Source organism: Microbacterium sp. NPDC086615, assembly GCF_040686055.1.
In the GTDB taxonomy this organism is placed as follows: Bacteria; Actinomycetota; Actinomycetes; order Actinomycetales; family Microbacteriaceae; genus Microbacterium.
The window spans coordinates 284,894-302,954 of sequence record NZ_JBFBJJ010000001.1 but is presented as its reverse complement, the minus strand read 5'-3'; the positions used below and the strand labels follow the sequence as shown (position 1 = coordinate 302,954).

Sequence of the window (18,061 nt, the reverse complement as noted above, 5' to 3'; positions counted from 1 at the left end):
CAACGGCGACCGCAGACGACGCGGGATGCTCTACGCCGCCTCCCCGAGCTCCAGGATGCCGTTCTCGAACGCGGCGCGGGCGAGGACCTTGTATCCGTGTTCGGGGAAGAAGACCGTCAGTCGGTCGTCCTCGATGCCCATGACCGTGCCGGTCCCGAACTCCGCGTGTTGGACGGTCGAGTCGATGCGGATCCCGCCGTCGTCGTTCGCGTGCGTGGCCTCGACCGGCGCGACGACGCCGTGATCGCACCTGTCGCAGGAACCGCACGATGCGGGACTCTCGACACCGAAGTACTCCAGCAGAGCACGGCGGCGGCAGTGCGTGGTCTCGGCGTAGCCGCGCATGATCTCGATGCGCGAGGCACGGATGCGCTCCTCGGCCTCGTCGCGCTCGCGCACGGCAGCGACGGCGTCGCCGGCCGAGACCTTCTTCTGCACGGAGACGCCCTCGGCTCCCGACACGGCCAGACCGCTCGCGACGAGCTGGTTGAGCACGCGCCCGATGACTCGCACGGAACGGCCACTCCGCTCAGCGACGTCTTTCGCCCGGAGCGGCTTGCGCGAGCGGCGCAGCACATCCCAGACACCGGCGATGTCGCTGCGCTTCGTGTGCCCGCCGGCGAAGAACGACCGCAGCGAGAAGTCCTCGGCGCGATAGTGGAGGATCGCCCGCGCGGGCTGACCGTCGCGCGCGGCGCGGCCGATCTCCTGCGCGTAGGCATCCAGCGACTCGGTCACGTCGGCGTGCACGACGAGGCGCACGTCGCTCTTGTCGACGCCCATCCCGAACGCGGAGGTGGCGACGACGACGTCGAGCTCGCCGGCGCTCCACGCGGAATGCACCTCGTCCCGTCGCTTCTGCGCCATCGCGCCGTGGTACGCGGCGGCACGGAGACCGAGGTCCCGCAGTTCGTCGGCGTACAGCTCGGTGCCCTTGCGCGTGGCCACGTACAGCAGCGCGGGGCCGTCGGCATCCTGAACATCCGCGATCACGGCGCGACGCTTGTCGGCGTCGTGCTCATGGCGGCGGACCGCCATGTGGATCTCGGGGCGGTCCATGCCACGTACCTCGAGGTGGGGATCGCGCATGCCGAGGCTCGAGACGATGTCGTCGCGGACAGGGGCGGATGCCGTCGCCGTCAGCGCCAGCACCGGAGGATGCCCGAGTGCCTCGACGGCATCGCCGATGCGCGCGTAGTCGGGGCGGAAGTCGTGTCCCCAGGCGGACACGCAGTGCGCTTCGTCGACCACCACCAGCCGCACGTCGGCGCGCGCGAGTCGATCGAAGACCTCGGGGTTGGCGAGCTGCTCCGGCGCGAGGAACGCGTACACGGCGTCTTCGCCCTCGATCGCCGCCCACGCGGCCTTCCGTGCCGAGGCGCTCGTGCGGGAATTCAGCGCGACGGCGGCGGGAGCGTCGGGGGCGGCGTCGATCGAGTCGATCTGGTCGCGCTGCAGCGCCAGCAGAGGCGAGATGACCAGCGTCGTCCCGCCCAGCTCGCACCCGGCGATCTGGTACACCGCCGACTTGCCCGCGCCCGTCGGGAACACCACGAGCGTGTCGCGCCCGCCCACGACGGCGTCGATCGCCTCGGCCTGGCCGGGCAGCAGGTCGTCCCAGCCGAACACCTCGCGGGCGGTGCGGGCGGACTGTTCGAGGGTGGCGGGTGCGTTCACGGTGCCTCATTCCTGGGGGAGACCCCCAGCACACCCTGAACCTCCGACATCGCCTCGGGGGTTGCGAGCAGGGGGCGCGTATGGAAGACCGGGCCGTCACCCGCCTTGTAGGGCCCGCCGTCCCGGCATCCGGCTCGACGTGCCATGGCGGTCGCGGTCGCGCAAGCGTCGAGGCGATGTCGGAGGGGGATGCCAGGATGCCGACATGCTCTTCGGCGACATCGAAACGGCCCTCGCGGCAGTGACGAGCACGCGCTCGCGCCTGGCCAAAGTCGACGCCCTGGCCGCCCTGCTCCGCGGCCTCGAGCCGGACGAGATCGCTCCGGCGGTGGGTCTGCTCACGGCGTCGCCCCGGCAGGGCCGGCTCGGCGTCGGCTGGCGAACGCTGTCCGCACGGGGAGGGTCGCACGCGGCGGATTCGACCCTCACGATCGGCGAGGTCGACGAGGCGTTCTCGCGTCTCGTCGAGATCGGCGGAGCGGGATCCGCTGCCGCGCGCACGGTCCTCCTCGACGACCTCGCGTCTCGCGCGACCGCGAGCGAGTGGCAGCTCCTGGTCCGGATCATGACGGGCGAGCTGCGGACCGGCGCCCTCGAGGGCGTCCTGCAGGATGCCATCGCGCGAGCCGCAGAACGCGACGGCGCCGCGGTGCGGCGGGCCGCCATGCTGTCGGGCGATCTGGGTGAGACCGCCGTGATCGCCCTGACCGGCTCGGTCGATGACCTCACCGCCGTCGGGCTCGTGGTCGGCCGCGGCGTCCAGCCCATGCTGGCGTCCACCGCCGCGACCGTGGCGGAGGCTCTGGAGGCCGCGGGCCGAGCGTCGGTGGAGTACAAGCTCGACGGTGCGCGGGTCCAGGTGCACCGGCACGGCGATGAGGTGCGCGTGTTCACCCGGACGCTCGCCGACGTCACGCACCGCGTGCCTGAGATCGTCGAGGTGGCGCGATCGCTCCCCGTCGACGACGTGATCCTGGACGGAGAGACGCTCTCCCTCGACGGCGACGGCGCCCCGCGCCCGTTCCAAGACACGATGGCGCGCTTCGGCGCCGAAACGGCCCGCGAGATCGCTCTGCGGCCGTGGTTCTTCGACATCCTGCACGTCGACGGTCGTGACCTCATCGACGAACCGCTCGAGGCGCGCCTCGCCGAGTTGCAACGCGTCGCGGGGGAGTACCGCATCCCGGCGCTTCTGACGGACGACGCCGGTGACGCTGACGCTTTCGCCCGGGCGGCGCTCGATGCGGGGCATGAGGGCGTGATGGTGAAAGGTCTCGACGCGCCGTACGCCGCCGGGAGGCGGGGGAAGAGCTGGCTCAAGGTCAAACCGGTGCACACATTCGACCTGGTGGTGCTCGGCGTCGAGCGAGGGTCCGGACGCCGCGCGGAGTGGCTGTCCAACCTGCATCTCGGGGCGCGTGACCCCGAGGGTACGTTCGGCGACCCCGGCGGCTTCGTGATGGTGGGCAAGACCTTCAAAGGGCTGACCGACGAACTCCTGCGGTGGCAGACCGCGCACTTCGCCGACCGCGCGACCGGTGAGGTGCCCGGCGGCATCCGCGTCGTCCCGGATACCGTGGTCGAGATCGCGATCGACGGGGTTCAGCGGTCGGTGCGGTATCCCGGCGGGATCGCCCTGCGCTTCGCCCGTGTGAAGGCCTACCGCCCCGACAAACCGGCGGTCGAGGCCGACACGATCAGCACCCTCCGGGCGATGCTTCCGGGTGGTGGTGCCGGAGCGGATGCCGAAGAACCGACGGGCGACCGAGGCGGAACGGCGACCTCCGCCGACGAGAGGACGACACGATGAGTCTGGCTCCCTGGCTCGACGGCGAACTGGGCTACCGCAGCTTCGGTACACCGGGCGCCCCGCGGGCGGTTTTCGTCCTGCGTACGGGCGACGTCTCGACGACGGATCCCGATGCGCGCGTGACCTCGGGGTATGACGTGCGGGTCGTGGCGGTGGGGCTCGACGCCCCCGAACTCGAGGATCCGCCGGTGTTCGGCGGACAGACGCCCGCGGGCCTGACCGTCGAAGCGCTGCGCGATCTCCTCGAGCGTGAGGCTCCCGGCGCGACTGTGGGACTCGTGGGCGAGCGGGCGGCCGGGCCGATTGCGATCTACCTTGCCGCGGCGATGGGGCCGGTCGTCGACCGCCTCGCGATCGTCGGCGTGGCGAGTCCGTCCGACCCCTTGAGTCGCGACCTGCGGACCCCTCTCCTCGACCATCTCGACGCGGAAGCGCTCGTGATCGTCGGGGGAGAGGGACCCGCCGCGATCGCCGACGCCGAGTGGTACGTCGGGCGCATGCGGGCGGCCGAGATGGATGTCGTGCCCGACGACGAGATCGGCTCGGTCAACGGAGAGATCACGCTCACGGCGGTATGGGGCCGCGTTCTCGCCCATGTCGCCCCGGGTGCCGCGCGTCGATGATTCGCCGCTGATGTCGGCTCAGCGCCGCCGACGCGTCGCGGGATGGACCGCGCGCTCTCGAATCGCCGACGGATCAACGGCGGGATTGCCGGGTCAGCCCCGCGACACCGCCTTGACCTGCACGACGTTCGACTCCTCGTCGACCTCGACGTGGTCCGTCTGCGCCTTCAAGAAGTCCGAGAAGCTCCGGAACCCGAGCGCCTTCTCGCTGAACGAGGGATCGAGGCGCTTCATGAGGTCCTTCACGGCGGAGGCGTGCAGCCATTCGCCGTCCGCGCGCTCGCCCTCGAGCTGCATCGCGCGGTCGAGCAGGTCGACCGCCGGGTCCTTCGAACGCTTGCGGGCGCGCGGCCTCGAGGGCGCGGCATCCTTCTTTGTCTCCGCCAGGTTCGGGATGCCGGGAAGCGAATCGTACGAATCGAACCGGTCGCACGCCGCGGCGAGCGACTTGGCCGTCGAACCGGCCACGCCGACGCCCACGACGTAGCGCCCGAGTCGCTTGCAGCGCTGGGCCAGGGGAACGTAGTCGCTGTCGCCGGCGACGATGACGACGTGGGTGAGGTCGGGCAGGCGGAACATGTCTTCGACGGCATCCACCGCGAGGCGGATGTCGGCGCCGTTCTTCGCATAAGCGGCCGCGGGGAAGAGCTGAACGAGGTCGACCGCGCGCGCCACCAGCTGCGACCGGTACTCGGCGTTCACGGGGGCCGACCAGTCGGCGTAGGCGCGCGTGAGCACCAGTGTGCCGAACGATGCCGCGTAGTCGATGACGGCGCCGACGTCGATGGTCGCCTTGGTGAGCCGGTCGGCGATCTCGGGGTCCATCGGGTTCTCGGCGATCTTCTGCCGATCCCGCGAGTACGCGTTGCGGCCGTGCACCCGGTCGTACCAGGACATCACGATGTTGTCGAAGTCGAGATAGACGGCGACGCGGGCGCTCTGCGTTTCGGGCATGGCATCCAGTCTCACCCGTCGGAGCGGCCAGGGCCAGTCCGCGGTCGGTCGCCGGGGGAATGGATCCCGTGGGCCGGTGCTGCGACCGGGGTGGGGTGTGTGCCGTCGTGCGGAGTTTGGCCGCGGCGCGCCGGTTGGGGCCGCCGCGTGGCGGCGTGTCGTGCACGGACTCCGCGCGACGGTACGCCCCGAGTGCCTGCCGCTCGTGCGAACCGCGCACGAACTCCGCGGGACGGCACGCCCCGAGTGCCCGCCGCGCGTCGGCCACGACCTCCGCCGGACGGTACGCCCCGGCGGTCCGCCGCCGGCGAATGGATGCCGTGGGCCGGTGCTGCTGTTGGGGTGGGGTGTGCCGTCGTGCGGAGTTTGGCCGCGGCGCGCCGGTTCGGGCCGTCCGGTGACGGCGTGTCGGCCACGAACTCCGCGCGACGGCACGCCTCGAGTGCCCGCCGCCCGTACGAACCGGTGCACGACCTCCGCTGGACGCCACGTCCCGGGCGCCGCACGCCAGGGGGAATGGATGCCAGTGGATTGGTGCTGCGACCGGGGTGGGGTGTGTGCCGTCGTGCGGAGTTCGTCCGCGGCGCGCCGGTTCAGCCCGTCTCGTGGCGGCGTGTCGGCCACGAACTCCGCGCGACGGCACGCCCCTAATGCCCGCCGCCCGTACGAACCGGCCACGGACTCCGCGGGACGGCACGCCCCGTACGCCACGCCGGGGGAATGGATGCGGTGGGCCCGTGCTGCGACCGGGGTGGGGTGGTGCCGTCGTGCGGAGTTCGGCCGCGGCGCGCCGGTTCAGCCCGTCTCGTGGCGGCGTGTCGGCCACGGACTCCGCGGGACGGCACGCCCCCGGCGGCCCGCCGCCCGGGAGTGGATGCCGCTGCCCCGGCGCCGCCCCCGAGAACCGACCCGGACTCAGCGCTCCCCGGGGTAGACCACGCCGATCTGGCGGCGCACCTCGTCGAGAACGCCCATGATCGCGACGGTCTCGTCGATGGGCAGCACGTCGCTCGAGGTCACGCCGGCCGCGACGAAGCGCTCGGCGGCCTCGGCCTGGAACTGCATGCCGCGACCCTCGATCGAGGTCGTGAACTCCTCGAGCAGGTCGCCCGCGGGTGAGACCACGCGGAACGAGGTCGGGGTGTACCAGACCCGGTCGATCTCGATCCGGGCCTCGGTGCCGACGATCTGCGCTGTGTTCGCTCCCGCGCCGCGCGAGGAGGACACGGTGGTCGAGAGGGCGCCGCCGGGGTGCACGAAGAGCGTGGCGACGTCGGCGTCGCTGCCGGTATCCGACAGCCGGGCGACAGCCGAGACGCTCTCCGGCAGGCCGAGCACGTCGACGGCGAACGAGATCGGATAGATGCCGAGGTCGAGCAGGGCACCGCCCCCGAGCTCGAGGGCGTTGAGGCGGTGAGCGGGGTCGGTCGAGATCTTCTGCGTGTGATCGGCTGAGACCACACGGATCTCACCGAGGGTCCCCTCGGCGATGATCTCGCGGATGCGCACCATGTGCGGGAGATACCGGGTCCACATCGCCTCCATGGCGAGGAGGCCCTTCTCGGCGGCGCGGTCGCGGATGATCGCGGCTTCGGTCTCGTTGAGCGTGAAGGGCTTCTCGACCAGGACGTGCTTGCCGTGGTCGAGGGCGAGCAGCGCGTTGTCGACGTGACCCGGGTGCGGCGGGGCGATGTAGACGATGTCGACCGTCGGGTCGCTCACCAGCTCTTCGTAGGACCCGTGCGCGTGCGGGATGTCGTACGTCGCGGCGAACTCGCGCGCGCTCTCGATGCGGCGCGAGCCGACGGCGGCGACGTCGAGACCCGCCGTGCGGAGGTCGGAGGTGAAGGCGTGGGCGATGCCACCTGTCGCGAGGATGCCCCAGTGCAGTCCGGTCATGCTCCCACCGTATCGGCGGCGTCCGACACCGACCGTCCCGTCTGCGCGAGAAGTCCCGGATGCCGCGGGCATAGGCTCGCTGCATGACGCCCGTCGAGCGATTCCGCGAGCTCCTGCGCATCCCCACCGTCTCGCGGGCGGACCCCGCCGAGGTCGATACAGCCCGGTTCGACGAGTTCCATGCGGCGCTCGAGCGGCTCTACCCGCTGACCCACGCCCGGCTGGAGCGCGAGGTCGTCGCCGGTCACTCCCTGCTGTACCGGTGGGCGGGGGAGACGGCCGATGCGCCCCTGGTGCTCCTCGCGCACCAGGACGTCGTGCCGGTGGACGGGCAGGAGTGGCGGCATCCGCCCTTCGACGCCGTGATCGATGGCGACGGGGCTGAGCGGGCTATATATGCCCGCGGAGCCATAGACGACAAGGGCGCTCTGGTCGCGATCCTCGAGGCGGTCGAAGAAGCGCTGTCGGAGGGGGTCACGCCGCGAACCGACGTGTGGCTCGCCTTCGGCCACGACGAAGAGACGCACGGCTCGGGGGCTCGCGCGATCGCGGCGCTCCTCGCGGAGCGTGGCATCCGTCCGGCCCTCGTGCTCGACGAGGGTGGGGCCGCGGTGGAGGGTGCGCTGCCGGGCGTTGCGGCGCCCACCGCGATGATCGGCGTCGCCGAGCGCGGTGTGGCGACGTTCGACCTGGTCACGCGCGAGGCCGGCGGACACGCCTCGACCCCGCCGCGCCTGCCCGCCACCGCGCGGCTCGCCCGAGCGATCGACCGCTTGCGTCGACGTCCGTTCCCGCTCCGCCTCGCGGATCCCGTGCGCGCGATGCTCGGCACCGCCGCCGCCCACGCGACCGAACCCCTGCGCACGCTCTTCCGGCGGACGACGATGTCGGCGCCGCTCGTCACCGCCGCGTTCTCCCTGCTCGGCCCCGAGACGAATGCGCTCGTCCGCACGACCGCGGTCGTCACCCGCCTCGAGGGTGCGGCCGGCGAGAACGTCCTGGCCACGACGGCGCGCGCGAGCGTGAACGTCCGCCTCCTCCCCGGTGACACGCTCTCGGATGTGGCGATCCATCTCCGCCGCGTCGTCGCGGATCCGTTCGTCGACATCGAGCTCCGCCAGGGCGGCGAGGCCTCTCCGGTGTCGCCGTGGCAGGGCGAGGAGTGGCGTCGCGTGGCGAGCGCGGTCGTCGCGACACTCGGGGACGACGTGGTGCCCCTTCCGTACCTGCAGCTCGGGGCGAGCGACAGCCGCTTCTACACCGGCCTCACCGCGAACGTGTACCGCTTCGCGCCCTTCCACCTCACCCGCTCCGAGCGTGACGCTCTGCATGCGCCGGACGAGCGCATCCGCGTGGGTTCCTGGCTCCGCGGCATCCGCTTCTACCGGGCTCTGCTCGAATCCTGACCGTGCGATCGCGCGCGACACGCAACGGGCGAAGCGCCGGGTTATCCTCGTGTGACCGGTCACGCGAGGACCGTTGACGCAAAGAGGCGAACCATGAGCGAGACCGACATTCCGGATGCCACGGGCCGGGCCCCCAGCATCCGCGACGTGGCGCGTCTCGCGGGGGTGTCGTATCAGACGGTCTCCCGGGTCATCAACAACAGCCCCCAGCTGCGCCCCGAGACGGCGGCGCGGGTCCGCTCGGCGATCGCCGAGCTGAAGTTCGTCCCGAACCAGGCGGCTCGCGCCCTCGCGACGAGTCGTTCGCGTCTCATCGGCGTCCTCGGGCCGAGGACGACGACGCACGGCACGGCGACGATGGTCCAGGCCATCGAGTCCGCAGCCCGCGCCGCGGGATACCGGCTGACCCTGACGAACCTGGCCACGAGCGCCCCCGAGGACGTGCGCGCCTCGATCGACCACCTCATGCAGCAGTCGGTCGAGGGGCTGATCGCTGTGGCGCCGCAGACACGTGTCGTTCCGATCCTCGATGAGCTGCGGCTTCCCGTGCCGGTGCAGATCGTCGCCTCGTCGGGGACGGCGACCTCGCACAACGACCAGACGGCCGGAGCGCGGGCCGCGGTGCGTCACCTGATCGAGATCGGGCACACCCGCATCCTGCACATCGCCGGTCCCCGCGACTGGGTGGAGGCCGACCACCGCATGCGGGGGTACCTGGCCGAGATGGATGCCAACGATCTCACGCCGCGTCCCCCCGTCCTCGGCGACTGGACGGCGCAGTTCGGATTCGAGGCGGGTCTCGAGCTGCTGCGCACCGAGGATGCGACCGCGGTGTTCGCGGGCAACGACCATATGGCGCTCGGGTTCATGCATGCCGTGCGGGCCATAGGACGCTCGGTGCCCGAGGACATCTCGGTGGTGGGTTTCGACGACGTGCCCGAGTCGGCGCACCTCTGGCCACCGCTGACCACGGTGCGGCAGGACTTCGCGGGAATCGGCGCACGCGCGGTGCGCGAGGTGCTCGCCGCGTTGGGGGAGCCCGCCGATGCGGTCGCTCCGGTCGAGCCCGACCACCTGCGTCTGATCCTGCGGTCGTCCACGGCACCGCCCAGTCGCTGATCGTCACATTTCGGCAACGGCTGGACGGCGTGCGCACGGGGACTTGACACGTCGGTCCCGCACGGGGGTAGCATCACACACACAATGTGAACGGTCACATGACCGGTCACACGGCCGACGGGACTCGCTGCGGAGCGGATCCGTCGAGACGAAGATGTTTCGACCGTCTTTCGTTTCGCCCTGTCGACTCGTGCGCCCGGTGTGACCTCGTCCGCAGAGACCGCGGTGGGCTCCGCGTGGAGAGACCGCGACACAAACCCAATGGAGGGAACCAGAGTGAACAAGCACAGCATGCTCAAGACGATCGCCGGAGTGGGCGTTCTCGCGCTCGGCATCGGCCTGGCCGGTTGCGCCGGCGACCGCACGGGCAACAGCGCCGGCGGCGACCAGGAGGCGGGCGGCACCATCGGCGTCGCGATGCCGACCCAGCAGTCGGAGCGGTGGATCGCCGACGGCAACAACGTCAAGTCGCAGCTCGAGGAGCTCGGCTACCAGGTCGACCTGCAGTACGCCAACGACGACATCCCCACCCAGGTCTCGCAGATCGAGAACATGATCACCACGGGCGCCAAGGCCCTGATCATCGCCTCGATCGACGGCACCACGCTCACCGACGTGCTGCAGCAGGCCAAGGACGCGAACATCCCCGTCATCGCGTACGACCGCCTCATCAACGGCACCGAGAACGTCGACTACTACACGACATTCGACAACTACAAGGTCGGCGTCCAGCAGGCCACCTCGCTCCTCACGGGCCTCGGTGTCCTCGACGCCTCGGGCAAGGAGACCGGCGCCACCGGTCCGTTCAACATCGAGCTGTTCGCCGGAAGCCCCGACGACAACAACGCCACGTTCTTCTGGAACGGCGCGATGGACACCCTGAAGCCCTACATGGACAAGGGCGTGCTCGTGGTCCCCTCGGGTCAGACCGAGTTCGGCCAGGCGGCGATCCTCCGCTGGCTGCCCGAGACGGCGCAGAAGCGCATGGAGAACATCCTCACCGTCATCGGCGGCACCAAGCTCAACGGTGTGCTCTCGCCCTACGACGGTCTGTCGATCGGCATCATCTCGGCACTCACCTCGGGCGGCTACTCGGCCACCGACCTCCCCGTCATCACGGGTCAGGACGCCGAGGCCGGCTCGATCAAGTCGATCATCGCCGGCGAGCAGTACTCGACGATCTTCAAGGACACGCGCGAGCTCGCCAAGCAGGCCGTGACCATGGTCGACGACATCCGCAAGGGTGAGACCCCCGAGGTCAACGACGAGAAGACCTACGACAACGGCAAGAAGGTCGTCCCCTCGTACCTCCTCCAGTCGACGATCGTCACCAAGGACAACTACAAGGAAGTCCTGATCGACAGCGGTTACTACACCGAGGCCGACCTCAAGTAATCCCCGCGGGCGTGCCCTGAGCCGCCCGCACCGCCTCCGCCGCGATCGATCCGTTCGGTCGCAGCGGAGGCGCCCCCACGTCTCTCACCCCCACCGGCTCCGGCCGGCCCTGCAAGGAGGACCTCGTGAGCACCATCCTCGAGATGCGCTCGATCACCAAGGAGTTCCCCGGCGTCATCGCGCTCGCCGACGTGTCGTTGACCGTCGAGCGCGGAACGGTCCACGCCATCTGTGGCGAGAACGGCGCCGGCAAGTCCACTCTCATGAAGGTGCTCAGCGGTGTGTATCCCGCGGGCGACTACCGCGGCGAGATCGTCTTCGACGGCAAGACCGTCGAGTTCAAAGACATCCGCGACAGCGAATCCGCCGGCATCGTCATCATCCACCAGGAGCTCGCGCTGAGCCCCTACCTCTCGATCGCCGAGAACATCTTCCTCGGCAACGAGATCACTCACCGCGGTCTCATCGACTGGGACGCGACCAACCGCGAGGCATCCAAGCTCCTCGCCCGCGTCGGGCTCGGCGACAGCCCCGACGTGCCCGTCAATGAGATCGGCGTCGGCAAGCAGCAGCTCGTCGAGATCGCGAAGGCGCTGTCGAAAGACGTCAAGCTCCTCATCCTCGACGAGCCCACCGCGGCCCTGAACGACGACGACTCCGAGCACCTGCTGGACCTGATCCGTCACCTCAAGGGCCAGGGCATCACCTGCATCATCATCAGCCACAAGCTCAACGAGATCCGCGCGATCGCCGACGAGGTCACGATCATCCGCGACGGTCGCACGATCGAGACCCTCGATGTCGCCACCGGGGGCACGAGCGAAGACCGCATCATCCGCGGGATGGTCGGACGCGAGCTCGAGAACCGCTACCCCGACCGCGACGTCGAGATCGGCGATGAGGTCCTGCGCATCGAGGACTGGAACGTCAGTCACCCCACGGATGCCACTCGCACCGTCATCCACAACGCGAACCTCACCGTTCGCGCCGGCGAGGTCGTCGGGATCGCCGGCCTCATGGGTGCCGGTCGCACCGAGCTCGCGATGAGCGTCTTCGGCAAGAGCTTCGGCTCGCGCATCTCGGGGAACGTCTACGTGCGCGGTCAGAAGGTCGACACTTCGACGGTCCCCGCGGCGATCCGCAGCGGACTCGCGTACGTCACCGAAGACCGCAAGGGCGCCGGACTCAACCTGATCGACACGATCAAGCGGAACATCTCGATCGCCGGCATGCGAAAGCTCGTCAAGGGCGGGTTCGTCGACGGCGACGAGGAGTACCTCGTCGCGAATCGCTACCGCAAGTCGATGAACATCAAGGCGCCGAGCGTCGACGTGGTCGTCGGGAAGCTCTCCGGCGGCAACCAGCAGAAGGTCGTGCTGTCGCAGTGGCTCTTCTCCGACCCCGAGGTGCTCATCCTCGACGAGCCCACGCGCGGCATCGACGTCGGCGCGAAGTACGAGATCTACACGATCATCAACTCCCTCGCGGCGCAGGGGAAGGGCGTGCTGGTGATCTCTTCGGAGCTCCCCGAGCTGCTCGGCATCTGCGACCGCATCTACACCCTCAGCGAAGGCCACATCACCGGCCAGCTGCCCATCGAAGAGGCCACTCCCGAGGCACTCATGGTGCTCATGACGAAGGAAAAGGAAGCCGACCATGTCAGCGCTTGACAACACCGTGACCCCGCAGGGTCCCGCGACGCCGAAGGGTCCCGTCGGCGGCGGAGCCGGCGGCGGTGCCGGCAGCATTCTGCAGTTCTTCACGTCGCGACTGCGTGAGATCGGCATCTTCATCGCCCTGATCGTCATCGTCCTGCTCTTCCAGGCGCTGACCGGCGGGCGCCTGCTCACCGCGGGCAACGTGTCGAACATCATCGTCCAGAACAGCTACATCCTGATCCTCGCGATCGGCATGGTGATGATCATCATCGCCGGACACATCGACCTGTCGGTCGGTTCGGTCGCCGCCTTCGTCGGTGCGGTCTCGGGTGTGCTGATCGTGCAGTGGGGCCTGCCCTGGTGGCTCGGCATCCTGCTCTCGCTCCTCCTCGGTGCCGTGGTCGGCATGTGGCAGGGGTTCTGGGTCGCGTATATCGGCATCCCGGCCTTCATCGTGACGCTGGCGGGCATGCTGCTCTTCCGCGGTCTGACGCAGATGACGCTCGGCAACACTCAGATCACGCCGTTCCCCACCGAGTACCGTGCACTCGGCGGCGGCTACCTCTTCCCCGACCTGTTCCCGGCCGCGAGCTCGCCGGCCGAGTGGATCACCGTCGGCCTCGGTGTGCTGACCCTCGTCCTGTTCGTCGTGTCGCAGGTGCGTCAGCGCGCCAAGCGCGCCGCGCTCGAACTGCAGAACGAGCCGCAGGTCGCCTTCCTCGTCAAGCTCATCGGCGGCGGCGCGCTGATCGCGTACCTCACCTATCTGCTCGGTGTCGCTCCGGGCTCGCGCGGGACGCCTATCGTGCTCGTCGTGCTCGGCGTGCTGATCATCGGGTACTCCACGGTCATGAGCCGCAGCGTCTTCGGTCGCCACATCTACGCGATCGGCGGCAACCGCACCGCCGCGAAGCTGTCGGGCATCAACACCCGTCGTGTCGACTTCCTGCTCTTCGTGAACATGGGCGTGCTCGCAGCTCTCGCGGGCATCGTCTTCACGGGCCGTCTTAACTCCGCCGGCCCGGGTGCGGGAAACCTGTTCGAGCTGGATGCCATCGCCGCCTCGTTCATCGGTGGCGCCGCCGTCCAGGGCGGTGTCGGCCGCGTGGTCGGCGCTATCGCCGGTGGTCTGGTCATGGGTGTGCTCAACAACGGCATGTCGCTCATGGGCATCTCGACCGACGTCCAGCAGTTCATCAAGGGTCTCGTGCTCCTCCTGGCCGTAGCCTTCGACGTGTGGAACAAGAACCGCACGCGCGGTTGATCCACCCCCATCGAGACGCCCCGACGCTTCCGCGCCGGGGCGTCTCGTCGTTCCTGCGGCAGGATGGAACGGTGACCCCCCGCACGTCCCTCCGCCGCGCCGCCGCGGTGCTCGCCGTGCTCGCGCTGGGCCTCGCCGGCTGCACGGCGACGCCGCCGCGTGAGGCCGGCTCGAGCGACGGGGCGGGGGTGATCGGCGTCGCGCTGCCCTCGACCGCCGACGCCGGATGGGAGCACGCGGGGGAGGCCGTGGCATCCGAACTGCGCGATCGTGGCTACCGCGTCGATCTGGAGTACGCCGCCGACGACGCGCGAACGCAGGCCTCGCAGGTGCAGAACATGCTGACCAAGGGGATGGATGCCGTGATCGTCGCGCCCCTGTCCGCCGAGGAGCTCGCGGCGCCCGCCGAACTCGCCGACGAAGACGGCGTTCCGATCGCCCTCCTCGGTCGCGGTCTCGCCGTTTCCGGAGCGGGGTTCGCCGCGGTGGTCGAGCCGGAAGAGCTCGGCCGCGCCCAGGCCCAGGCTCTGCTCGACGCGCTCGACGCCGGGCAGGGGGCGGATGCCACGAACCCGACGCCCACACCCGACTCCGACGCCCCCGACTCCGACGCCCCCGACTCCGACGCATCGGAGACGAACGCATCCGAGGACCCCGCACCGGCCTCCCCGGCCGGACCCGTCGAGCTCACCGTGCTCGCCGGTGCCGCGGACGACGCCTGGGAGCAGCGACGCTTCGCCGCCGCGCGCGAGGCCCTGGCCTCCGCGGTCGACGAGGGGCGCGTCGTGATCACGTCGGGCGCCGCGTGGGACGACGCCGCTGTCGCCGACGATCCGCTCGACGTGTCGGACGCGGCGGAGAAGCGCGCCCGAGTGGTCGTCGCGGACACGGATGCGGAGGGCGAGACGCCCGGCCGCACCGCGTTCCTCGCGCTCGGTGACGACGTCACCCGCGGCATGGTGACCGCGCTCACCACCGACCCGCCCGCGGGCGAGACCCCTTCACCCACGCCTTCGCCGTCGCGCGCGGCCGAGCGTCCGGACCCGATCGTCGTCGGTTCGGGGGCCGACCTCGCCACCGCGCGTGCCCTCGACGCGGGCGTCGTCGCCGCGACCGTGTTCGTCGACACGCGCGATCTGGCCGCGCCGATCGCCGATGCGATCGAGGCGCTGCTCGACGAGCGCGAACCGGTGTCGGACGGCACCGAGATCCCCGGACTGACGGACGCCCCGGCTGTCGCGGTCGGCCCGCAGACCGTTCGTGCCGACGACATCACGCGTGTCCTGCTCGACACCGGCTGGCTGACCCCCGAAGAGCTTTCGGGATAACCCGAACGAGGGCGGGGGCTGCCCGGGCGGCGCGGACGCGGGGCCCACCCCTACCGTGGAACACATGACCACGGCATCCGTTCTTCCGCCTCCTCCGCCGAACCCGCGCGACCGCGACGACTCCGCCACCGCCACCGCCGAGACCATCCCGCTGCCGCCCGCCCAGCCGGTCGTCACCCCCTCGTCACGCGTGCGCATCGCCACCCCCGGGCGCATCGCCGGGGCCGCGGCCCAGATGGCCGCGCTCGGCCTGATCGGCCCGACCGTCTTCGGCGCGCTCTTCGGCATGCTGGGCGGCGGTATCGGACTGCTCTTCGCCCTCCTGATCGGCGTCGTCGTTCTCGTCGCCCTCGTCTACGCCCTCTTCGCGGTGGCCTGGTTCGAACGGGCCCGTGTCGACGGCCTCTACGGCTTCGGCCTCCCGGCGCTCAGCCCACGCCGGAGCCCGCGTCCCGGATTCGTCGGCTTCCTGCACACGGTCTGGCTGCAGGCGATCGACCCCGGCCAGTGGCGCGCGGTGGCCTCGTTCACCATCGGCACGATCCTGGGCCTGGTGACCCTGACCGCCGCAGGTCTCGCCGCGTGGGGCTTCGCCCTGACCATCGCCCCGATCGTCGGGTGGCCGGATACGCGTTTCCTCGGCATCTTCCCGCTCGAGGGGTTCGCTGCGCCCCTCGTCGGTGTCATCGCGCTCGTCGCATCGCTCGCCGCCATCGTCGGACTCGCCGTGCTGCACGGCGTGATCGTCCGCGCGATCTTCGTCCCCTCGCGGGAGGCGGAGCTCGAGGAGCGCGCACGCACCTCCGACACCCGCCGCGCCGGAGCGGTCCGCGCCGCCGAGGTCGAGCGCACGCGCATCGAGCGCGACCTCCACGACGGCGTCCAGCCGCGACTCGTGTCGATCGGCATGACCCTGGGGCTCGCCCAGACCAAGATCGACGACGACCCCGAGACGGCGAAAGCGCTCGTCGCCGAGGCGCACGCCTCGACCAAGTCGGCGATCACCGAACTCCGGCAGCTGGCCCGTGGCATCCATGCCTCGGTGCTCGATGACCGGGGACTGGATGCCGCGCTCTCGGCGCTCGCGTCGCGTTCGCACATCCCCGTGACCCTCGACGTGCGTCTGCCGCGTCGGTGCAGTCGTCCGGCGGAGGCCGCCGTGTACTTCGCGATCGCCGAGGCCCTGACGAATGCGGCGAAGCACTCCCGGGCGACCGGGTGCCGCGTACACGTCCGCCTCCGCGAGGACGGGACCCTCTGGGCCCGGGTCGAGGACGACGGGCTGGGCGGGGCGCGCGTCGTCCCGGGCGGTGGCCTCGACGGCATCGTCAACCGCGTCACCGCCGCCGGCGGCACGGCGCGCATCGACAGCCCGCAGGGCGGACCCACGACGGTGGAAGTGAGCGTCCCGTGCGCATCCTGATCTGCGAGGACTCCGTGCTGCTGCGCGAGGGGCTCGTCCGCCTTCTCGCCGACGACGGCCACGAGGTCGTCGCCGCCCTGCCCGACGCCGACGGGCTCCAGGCCGCGGTCGACGAGCACGCCCCCGACCTCTGCGTCCTCGATGTGCGGCTTCCGCCGACCTGGACCGATGAGGGCATCCGCGCGGCGATCGCGCTGAGGTCCCGGCATCCGGGACTCGCGGTCCTCGTCCTCTCGCAGTACGTCGAGGAGCAGTACGCCAGCGACTTGATCGCCGACGGGCAGGGGTCGCTCGGCTACCTGCTCAAGGACCGGGTCGCCGACGTCCGCGACTTCCTCGACGCGGTCGCCCGCATCAGCGGGGGAGCGACCGTCCTCGACCCCGAGGTCGTCGGACAGCTCCTCGCCCGTCGCCGTCGTGACGAGCGGCTGCAGAGCCTGACGGAGCGGGAACGCAGCGTGCTCGCGCTCATCGCGGAAGGCCGGTCGAATCAGGCCATCGCCGCGGCGCTCTTCGTGAGCGAGGCCAGCGTCGAGAAGTACATCACCGCCATCTTCACCAAGCTCGGCCTCGAGCAGGACGAGACCGGCAACCGCCGCGTCATCGCCGCCCTCGTGCACCTGGGCCACGACCACACCGGAGCAACGTCATGACCACGCAGATCCCTCTCGAGCCGACCCCCGTCGAGCCGACGCCTCCGCCGGCGCAGACCTCGCGGCGGGGAACCGTGCTCGCGGTGTCGATCGTCACGATCGTCGTCGGAGCGATCGCCCTCGTCGGCACGGTGGGCGGCACCGCGATCACCGCGGCGGCCACGCTCGCCGACACACGATCCGGCGTGCAGGCGGGGTCGGTGTCGGCGCGCGGCCTCACCGATCTCTCGGTGGACGTCGCCGGAGGCTCGCTCACCATCGAGTACGGCGACGGCGCGGACGCGACGCTCGAGGCCGGGGACGCCCGCCGCGGCGGTTGGACGTTCGAACGCACGGGCGACACCCTGCGCGTGTCGTCGCCGCGTGGCGCATTCGTCGACTGGGACCGCAGCCCCGGGGCGACGCTGACCCTCCCGCGCAGCCTGAAGGGTTCGCCGCTCGACGGGCGCATCGACGTCACGGGTGGGACGCTCGACCTCGATGCCGAGATGCGCGCGCTGACGGTGAACCTGGCCGGCGGTGCGGTCGACCTGTCCGGGAGCGCCGAGACCCTCGCGGTCACGGTCGCCGGCGGCGCCGCCACGGCCGACGTCGAGGATGTCGACACGGCGACCTTCGAGGTCGCCGGCGGTGAGCTGACGGCGGGGTTGAGCGGTGCGACCCCCAGCCGCACGACGGTCACGGTCACGGCGGGATCCGCCGACATCACGCTGCCCGACGACGAGTACCGGGTCGTGAACCAGGACGGTATCGGCTCGGTCGACAACAGCCTGCGCACCTCGTCGTCGGCGAAGGCCGTCGTCGACGTCGAGGCGGCCCTGGGCCAGGTGTCGCTGTCGTCCTGAGCGCTGC

At 70.7% G+C, this 18,061-nt stretch carries 14 protein-coding genes; 11 read left to right on the top strand and 3 right to left on the bottom strand.

The window, feature by feature from the left end:
* Positions 1 to 30 precede the first annotated feature (30 nt).
* On the bottom strand, positions 31 to 1,677 hold the full coding sequence (locus tag AB0O24_RS01390) for a RecQ family ATP-dependent DNA helicase (protein WP_363371990.1): 1,647 nt from the start codon (positions 1,675 to 1,677) through the stop codon (positions 31 to 33).
* Positions 1,678 to 1,882: 205 nt separating this feature from the next.
* Here AB0O24_RS01390 and AB0O24_RS01385 point away from each other — a divergent pair, with 205 nt between their 5' ends.
* A complete protein-coding gene (locus AB0O24_RS01385; protein WP_363371987.1) occupies positions 1,883 to 3,487 on the top strand; it encodes an ATP-dependent DNA ligase in 1,605 nt (534 codons plus the stop codon).
* Positions 3,484 to 4,110 (top strand): hypothetical protein, encoded by a 627-nt coding sequence (locus AB0O24_RS01380; RefSeq protein WP_363371985.1) that lies wholly within the window; start codon positions 3,484 to 3,486, stop codon positions 4,108 to 4,110. Before AB0O24_RS01385 ends, AB0O24_RS01380 begins: the two co-directional genes overlap by 4 nt.
* Positions 4,111 to 4,203: 93 nt before the next feature.
* Here the strand turns inward: AB0O24_RS01380 and AB0O24_RS01375 are convergent, their stop codons facing one another.
* Both AB0O24_RS01375 and AB0O24_RS01370 read right to left on the bottom strand, forming a co-directional pair.
* Positions 4,204 to 5,064, bottom strand: a complete 861-nt coding sequence (locus AB0O24_RS01375; protein ID WP_058596910.1) for an NYN domain-containing protein — start codon at positions 5,062 to 5,064, stop codon at positions 4,204 to 4,206.
* Positions 5,065 to 5,979: 915 nt separating this feature from the next.
* Complete coding sequence (locus AB0O24_RS01370) at positions 5,980 to 6,963, bottom strand: Gfo/Idh/MocA family oxidoreductase (protein WP_363371982.1); 984 nt, start codon at positions 6,961 to 6,963, stop codon at positions 5,980 to 5,982.
* Positions 6,964 to 7,046: 83 nt separating this feature from the next.
* On the opposite strand from AB0O24_RS01370, the gene AB0O24_RS01365 reads away from it, so the two are divergent.
* From AB0O24_RS01365 to AB0O24_RS01325, 9 genes are all read left to right on the top strand, one after another.
* Complete coding sequence (locus AB0O24_RS01365) at positions 7,047 to 8,369, top strand: M20/M25/M40 family metallo-hydrolase (protein ID WP_275799759.1); 1,323 nt, start codon at positions 7,047 to 7,049, stop codon at positions 8,367 to 8,369.
* 93 nt (positions 8,370 to 8,462) lie between these two features.
* Complete coding sequence (locus AB0O24_RS01360; RefSeq protein ID WP_363371977.1) at positions 8,463 to 9,488, top strand: LacI family DNA-binding transcriptional regulator; 1,026 nt, start codon at positions 8,463 to 8,465, stop codon at positions 9,486 to 9,488.
* Between the two features lie 291 nt (positions 9,489 to 9,779).
* Entirely contained in the window at positions 9,780 to 10,883 is a 1,104-nt protein-coding gene (chvE, locus tag AB0O24_RS01355) for a multiple monosaccharide ABC transporter substrate-binding protein (protein WP_275799786.1), read from the top strand.
* Between the two features lie 143 nt (positions 10,884 to 11,026).
* Positions 11,027 to 12,553 carry a multiple monosaccharide ABC transporter ATP-binding protein gene (mmsA, locus tag AB0O24_RS01350; RefSeq protein ID WP_275799787.1) on the top strand — a complete coding sequence of 509 codons (1,527 nt, stop codon included), beginning with the start codon at positions 11,027 to 11,029 and terminating at the stop codon, positions 12,551 to 12,553.
* Positions 12,540 to 13,805, top strand: coding sequence for a multiple monosaccharide ABC transporter permease (gene mmsB / locus AB0O24_RS01345; protein WP_013585998.1), 1,266 nt, complete (start codon positions 12,540 to 12,542; stop codon positions 13,803 to 13,805). Before mmsA ends, mmsB begins: the two co-directional genes overlap by 14 nt.
* Positions 13,806 to 13,876: 71 nt before the next feature.
* Entirely contained in the window at positions 13,877 to 15,133 is a 1,257-nt protein-coding gene (locus AB0O24_RS01340) for a substrate-binding domain-containing protein (RefSeq protein WP_363371974.1), read from the top strand.
* Between the two features lie 64 nt (positions 15,134 to 15,197).
* A complete protein-coding gene (locus tag AB0O24_RS01335; protein ID WP_275799763.1) occupies positions 15,198 to 16,556 on the top strand; it encodes a sensor histidine kinase in 1,359 nt (452 codons plus the stop codon).
* Positions 16,544 to 17,209, top strand: coding sequence for a response regulator transcription factor (locus tag AB0O24_RS01330; RefSeq protein WP_058596915.1), 666 nt, complete (start codon positions 16,544 to 16,546; stop codon positions 17,207 to 17,209). The genes AB0O24_RS01335 and AB0O24_RS01330 overlap by 13 nt, the downstream gene beginning before the upstream one ends.
* Positions 17,206 to 18,054, top strand: coding sequence for a hypothetical protein (locus AB0O24_RS01325; RefSeq protein WP_363371972.1), 849 nt, complete (start codon positions 17,206 to 17,208; stop codon positions 18,052 to 18,054). The genes AB0O24_RS01330 and AB0O24_RS01325 overlap by 4 nt, the downstream gene beginning before the upstream one ends.
* Positions 18,055 to 18,061: the final 7 nt, after the last annotated feature.

Bases quoted from the DNA above. Each gene is read 5' to 3' on its own strand.
- AB0O24_RS01385 (WP_363371987.1), top strand. From the start codon at position 1,883: ATGCTCTTCGGCGACATCGAAACGGCCCTCGCGGCAGTGACGAGCACG.
- AB0O24_RS01380 (WP_363371985.1), top strand. From the start codon at position 3,484: ATGAGTCTGGCTCCCTGGCTCGACGGCGAACTGGGCTACCGCAGCTTC.
- AB0O24_RS01375 (WP_058596910.1), bottom strand. From the start codon at position 5,064: ATGCCCGAAACGCAGAGCGCCCGCGTCGCCGTCTATCTCGACTTCGAC.
- AB0O24_RS01370 (WP_363371982.1), bottom strand. From the start codon at position 6,963: ATGACCGGACTGCACTGGGGCATCCTCGCGACAGGTGGCATCGCCCAC.
- AB0O24_RS01365 (WP_275799759.1), top strand. From the start codon at position 7,047: ATGACGCCCGTCGAGCGATTCCGCGAGCTCCTGCGCATCCCCACCGTC.
- AB0O24_RS01360 (WP_363371977.1), top strand. From the start codon at position 8,463: ATGAGCGAGACCGACATTCCGGATGCCACGGGCCGGGCCCCCAGCATC.
- chvE (WP_275799786.1), top strand. From the start codon at position 9,780: ATGCTCAAGACGATCGCCGGAGTGGGCGTTCTCGCGCTCGGCATCGGC.
- mmsA (WP_275799787.1), top strand. From the start codon at position 11,027: ATGCGCTCGATCACCAAGGAGTTCCCCGGCGTCATCGCGCTCGCCGAC.
- mmsB (WP_013585998.1), top strand. From the start codon at position 12,540: ATGTCAGCGCTTGACAACACCGTGACCCCGCAGGGTCCCGCGACGCCG.
- AB0O24_RS01335 (WP_275799763.1), top strand. From the start codon at position 15,198: ATGACCACGGCATCCGTTCTTCCGCCTCCTCCGCCGAACCCGCGCGAC.
- AB0O24_RS01325 (WP_363371972.1), top strand. From the start codon at position 17,206: ATGACCACGCAGATCCCTCTCGAGCCGACCCCCGTCGAGCCGACGCCT.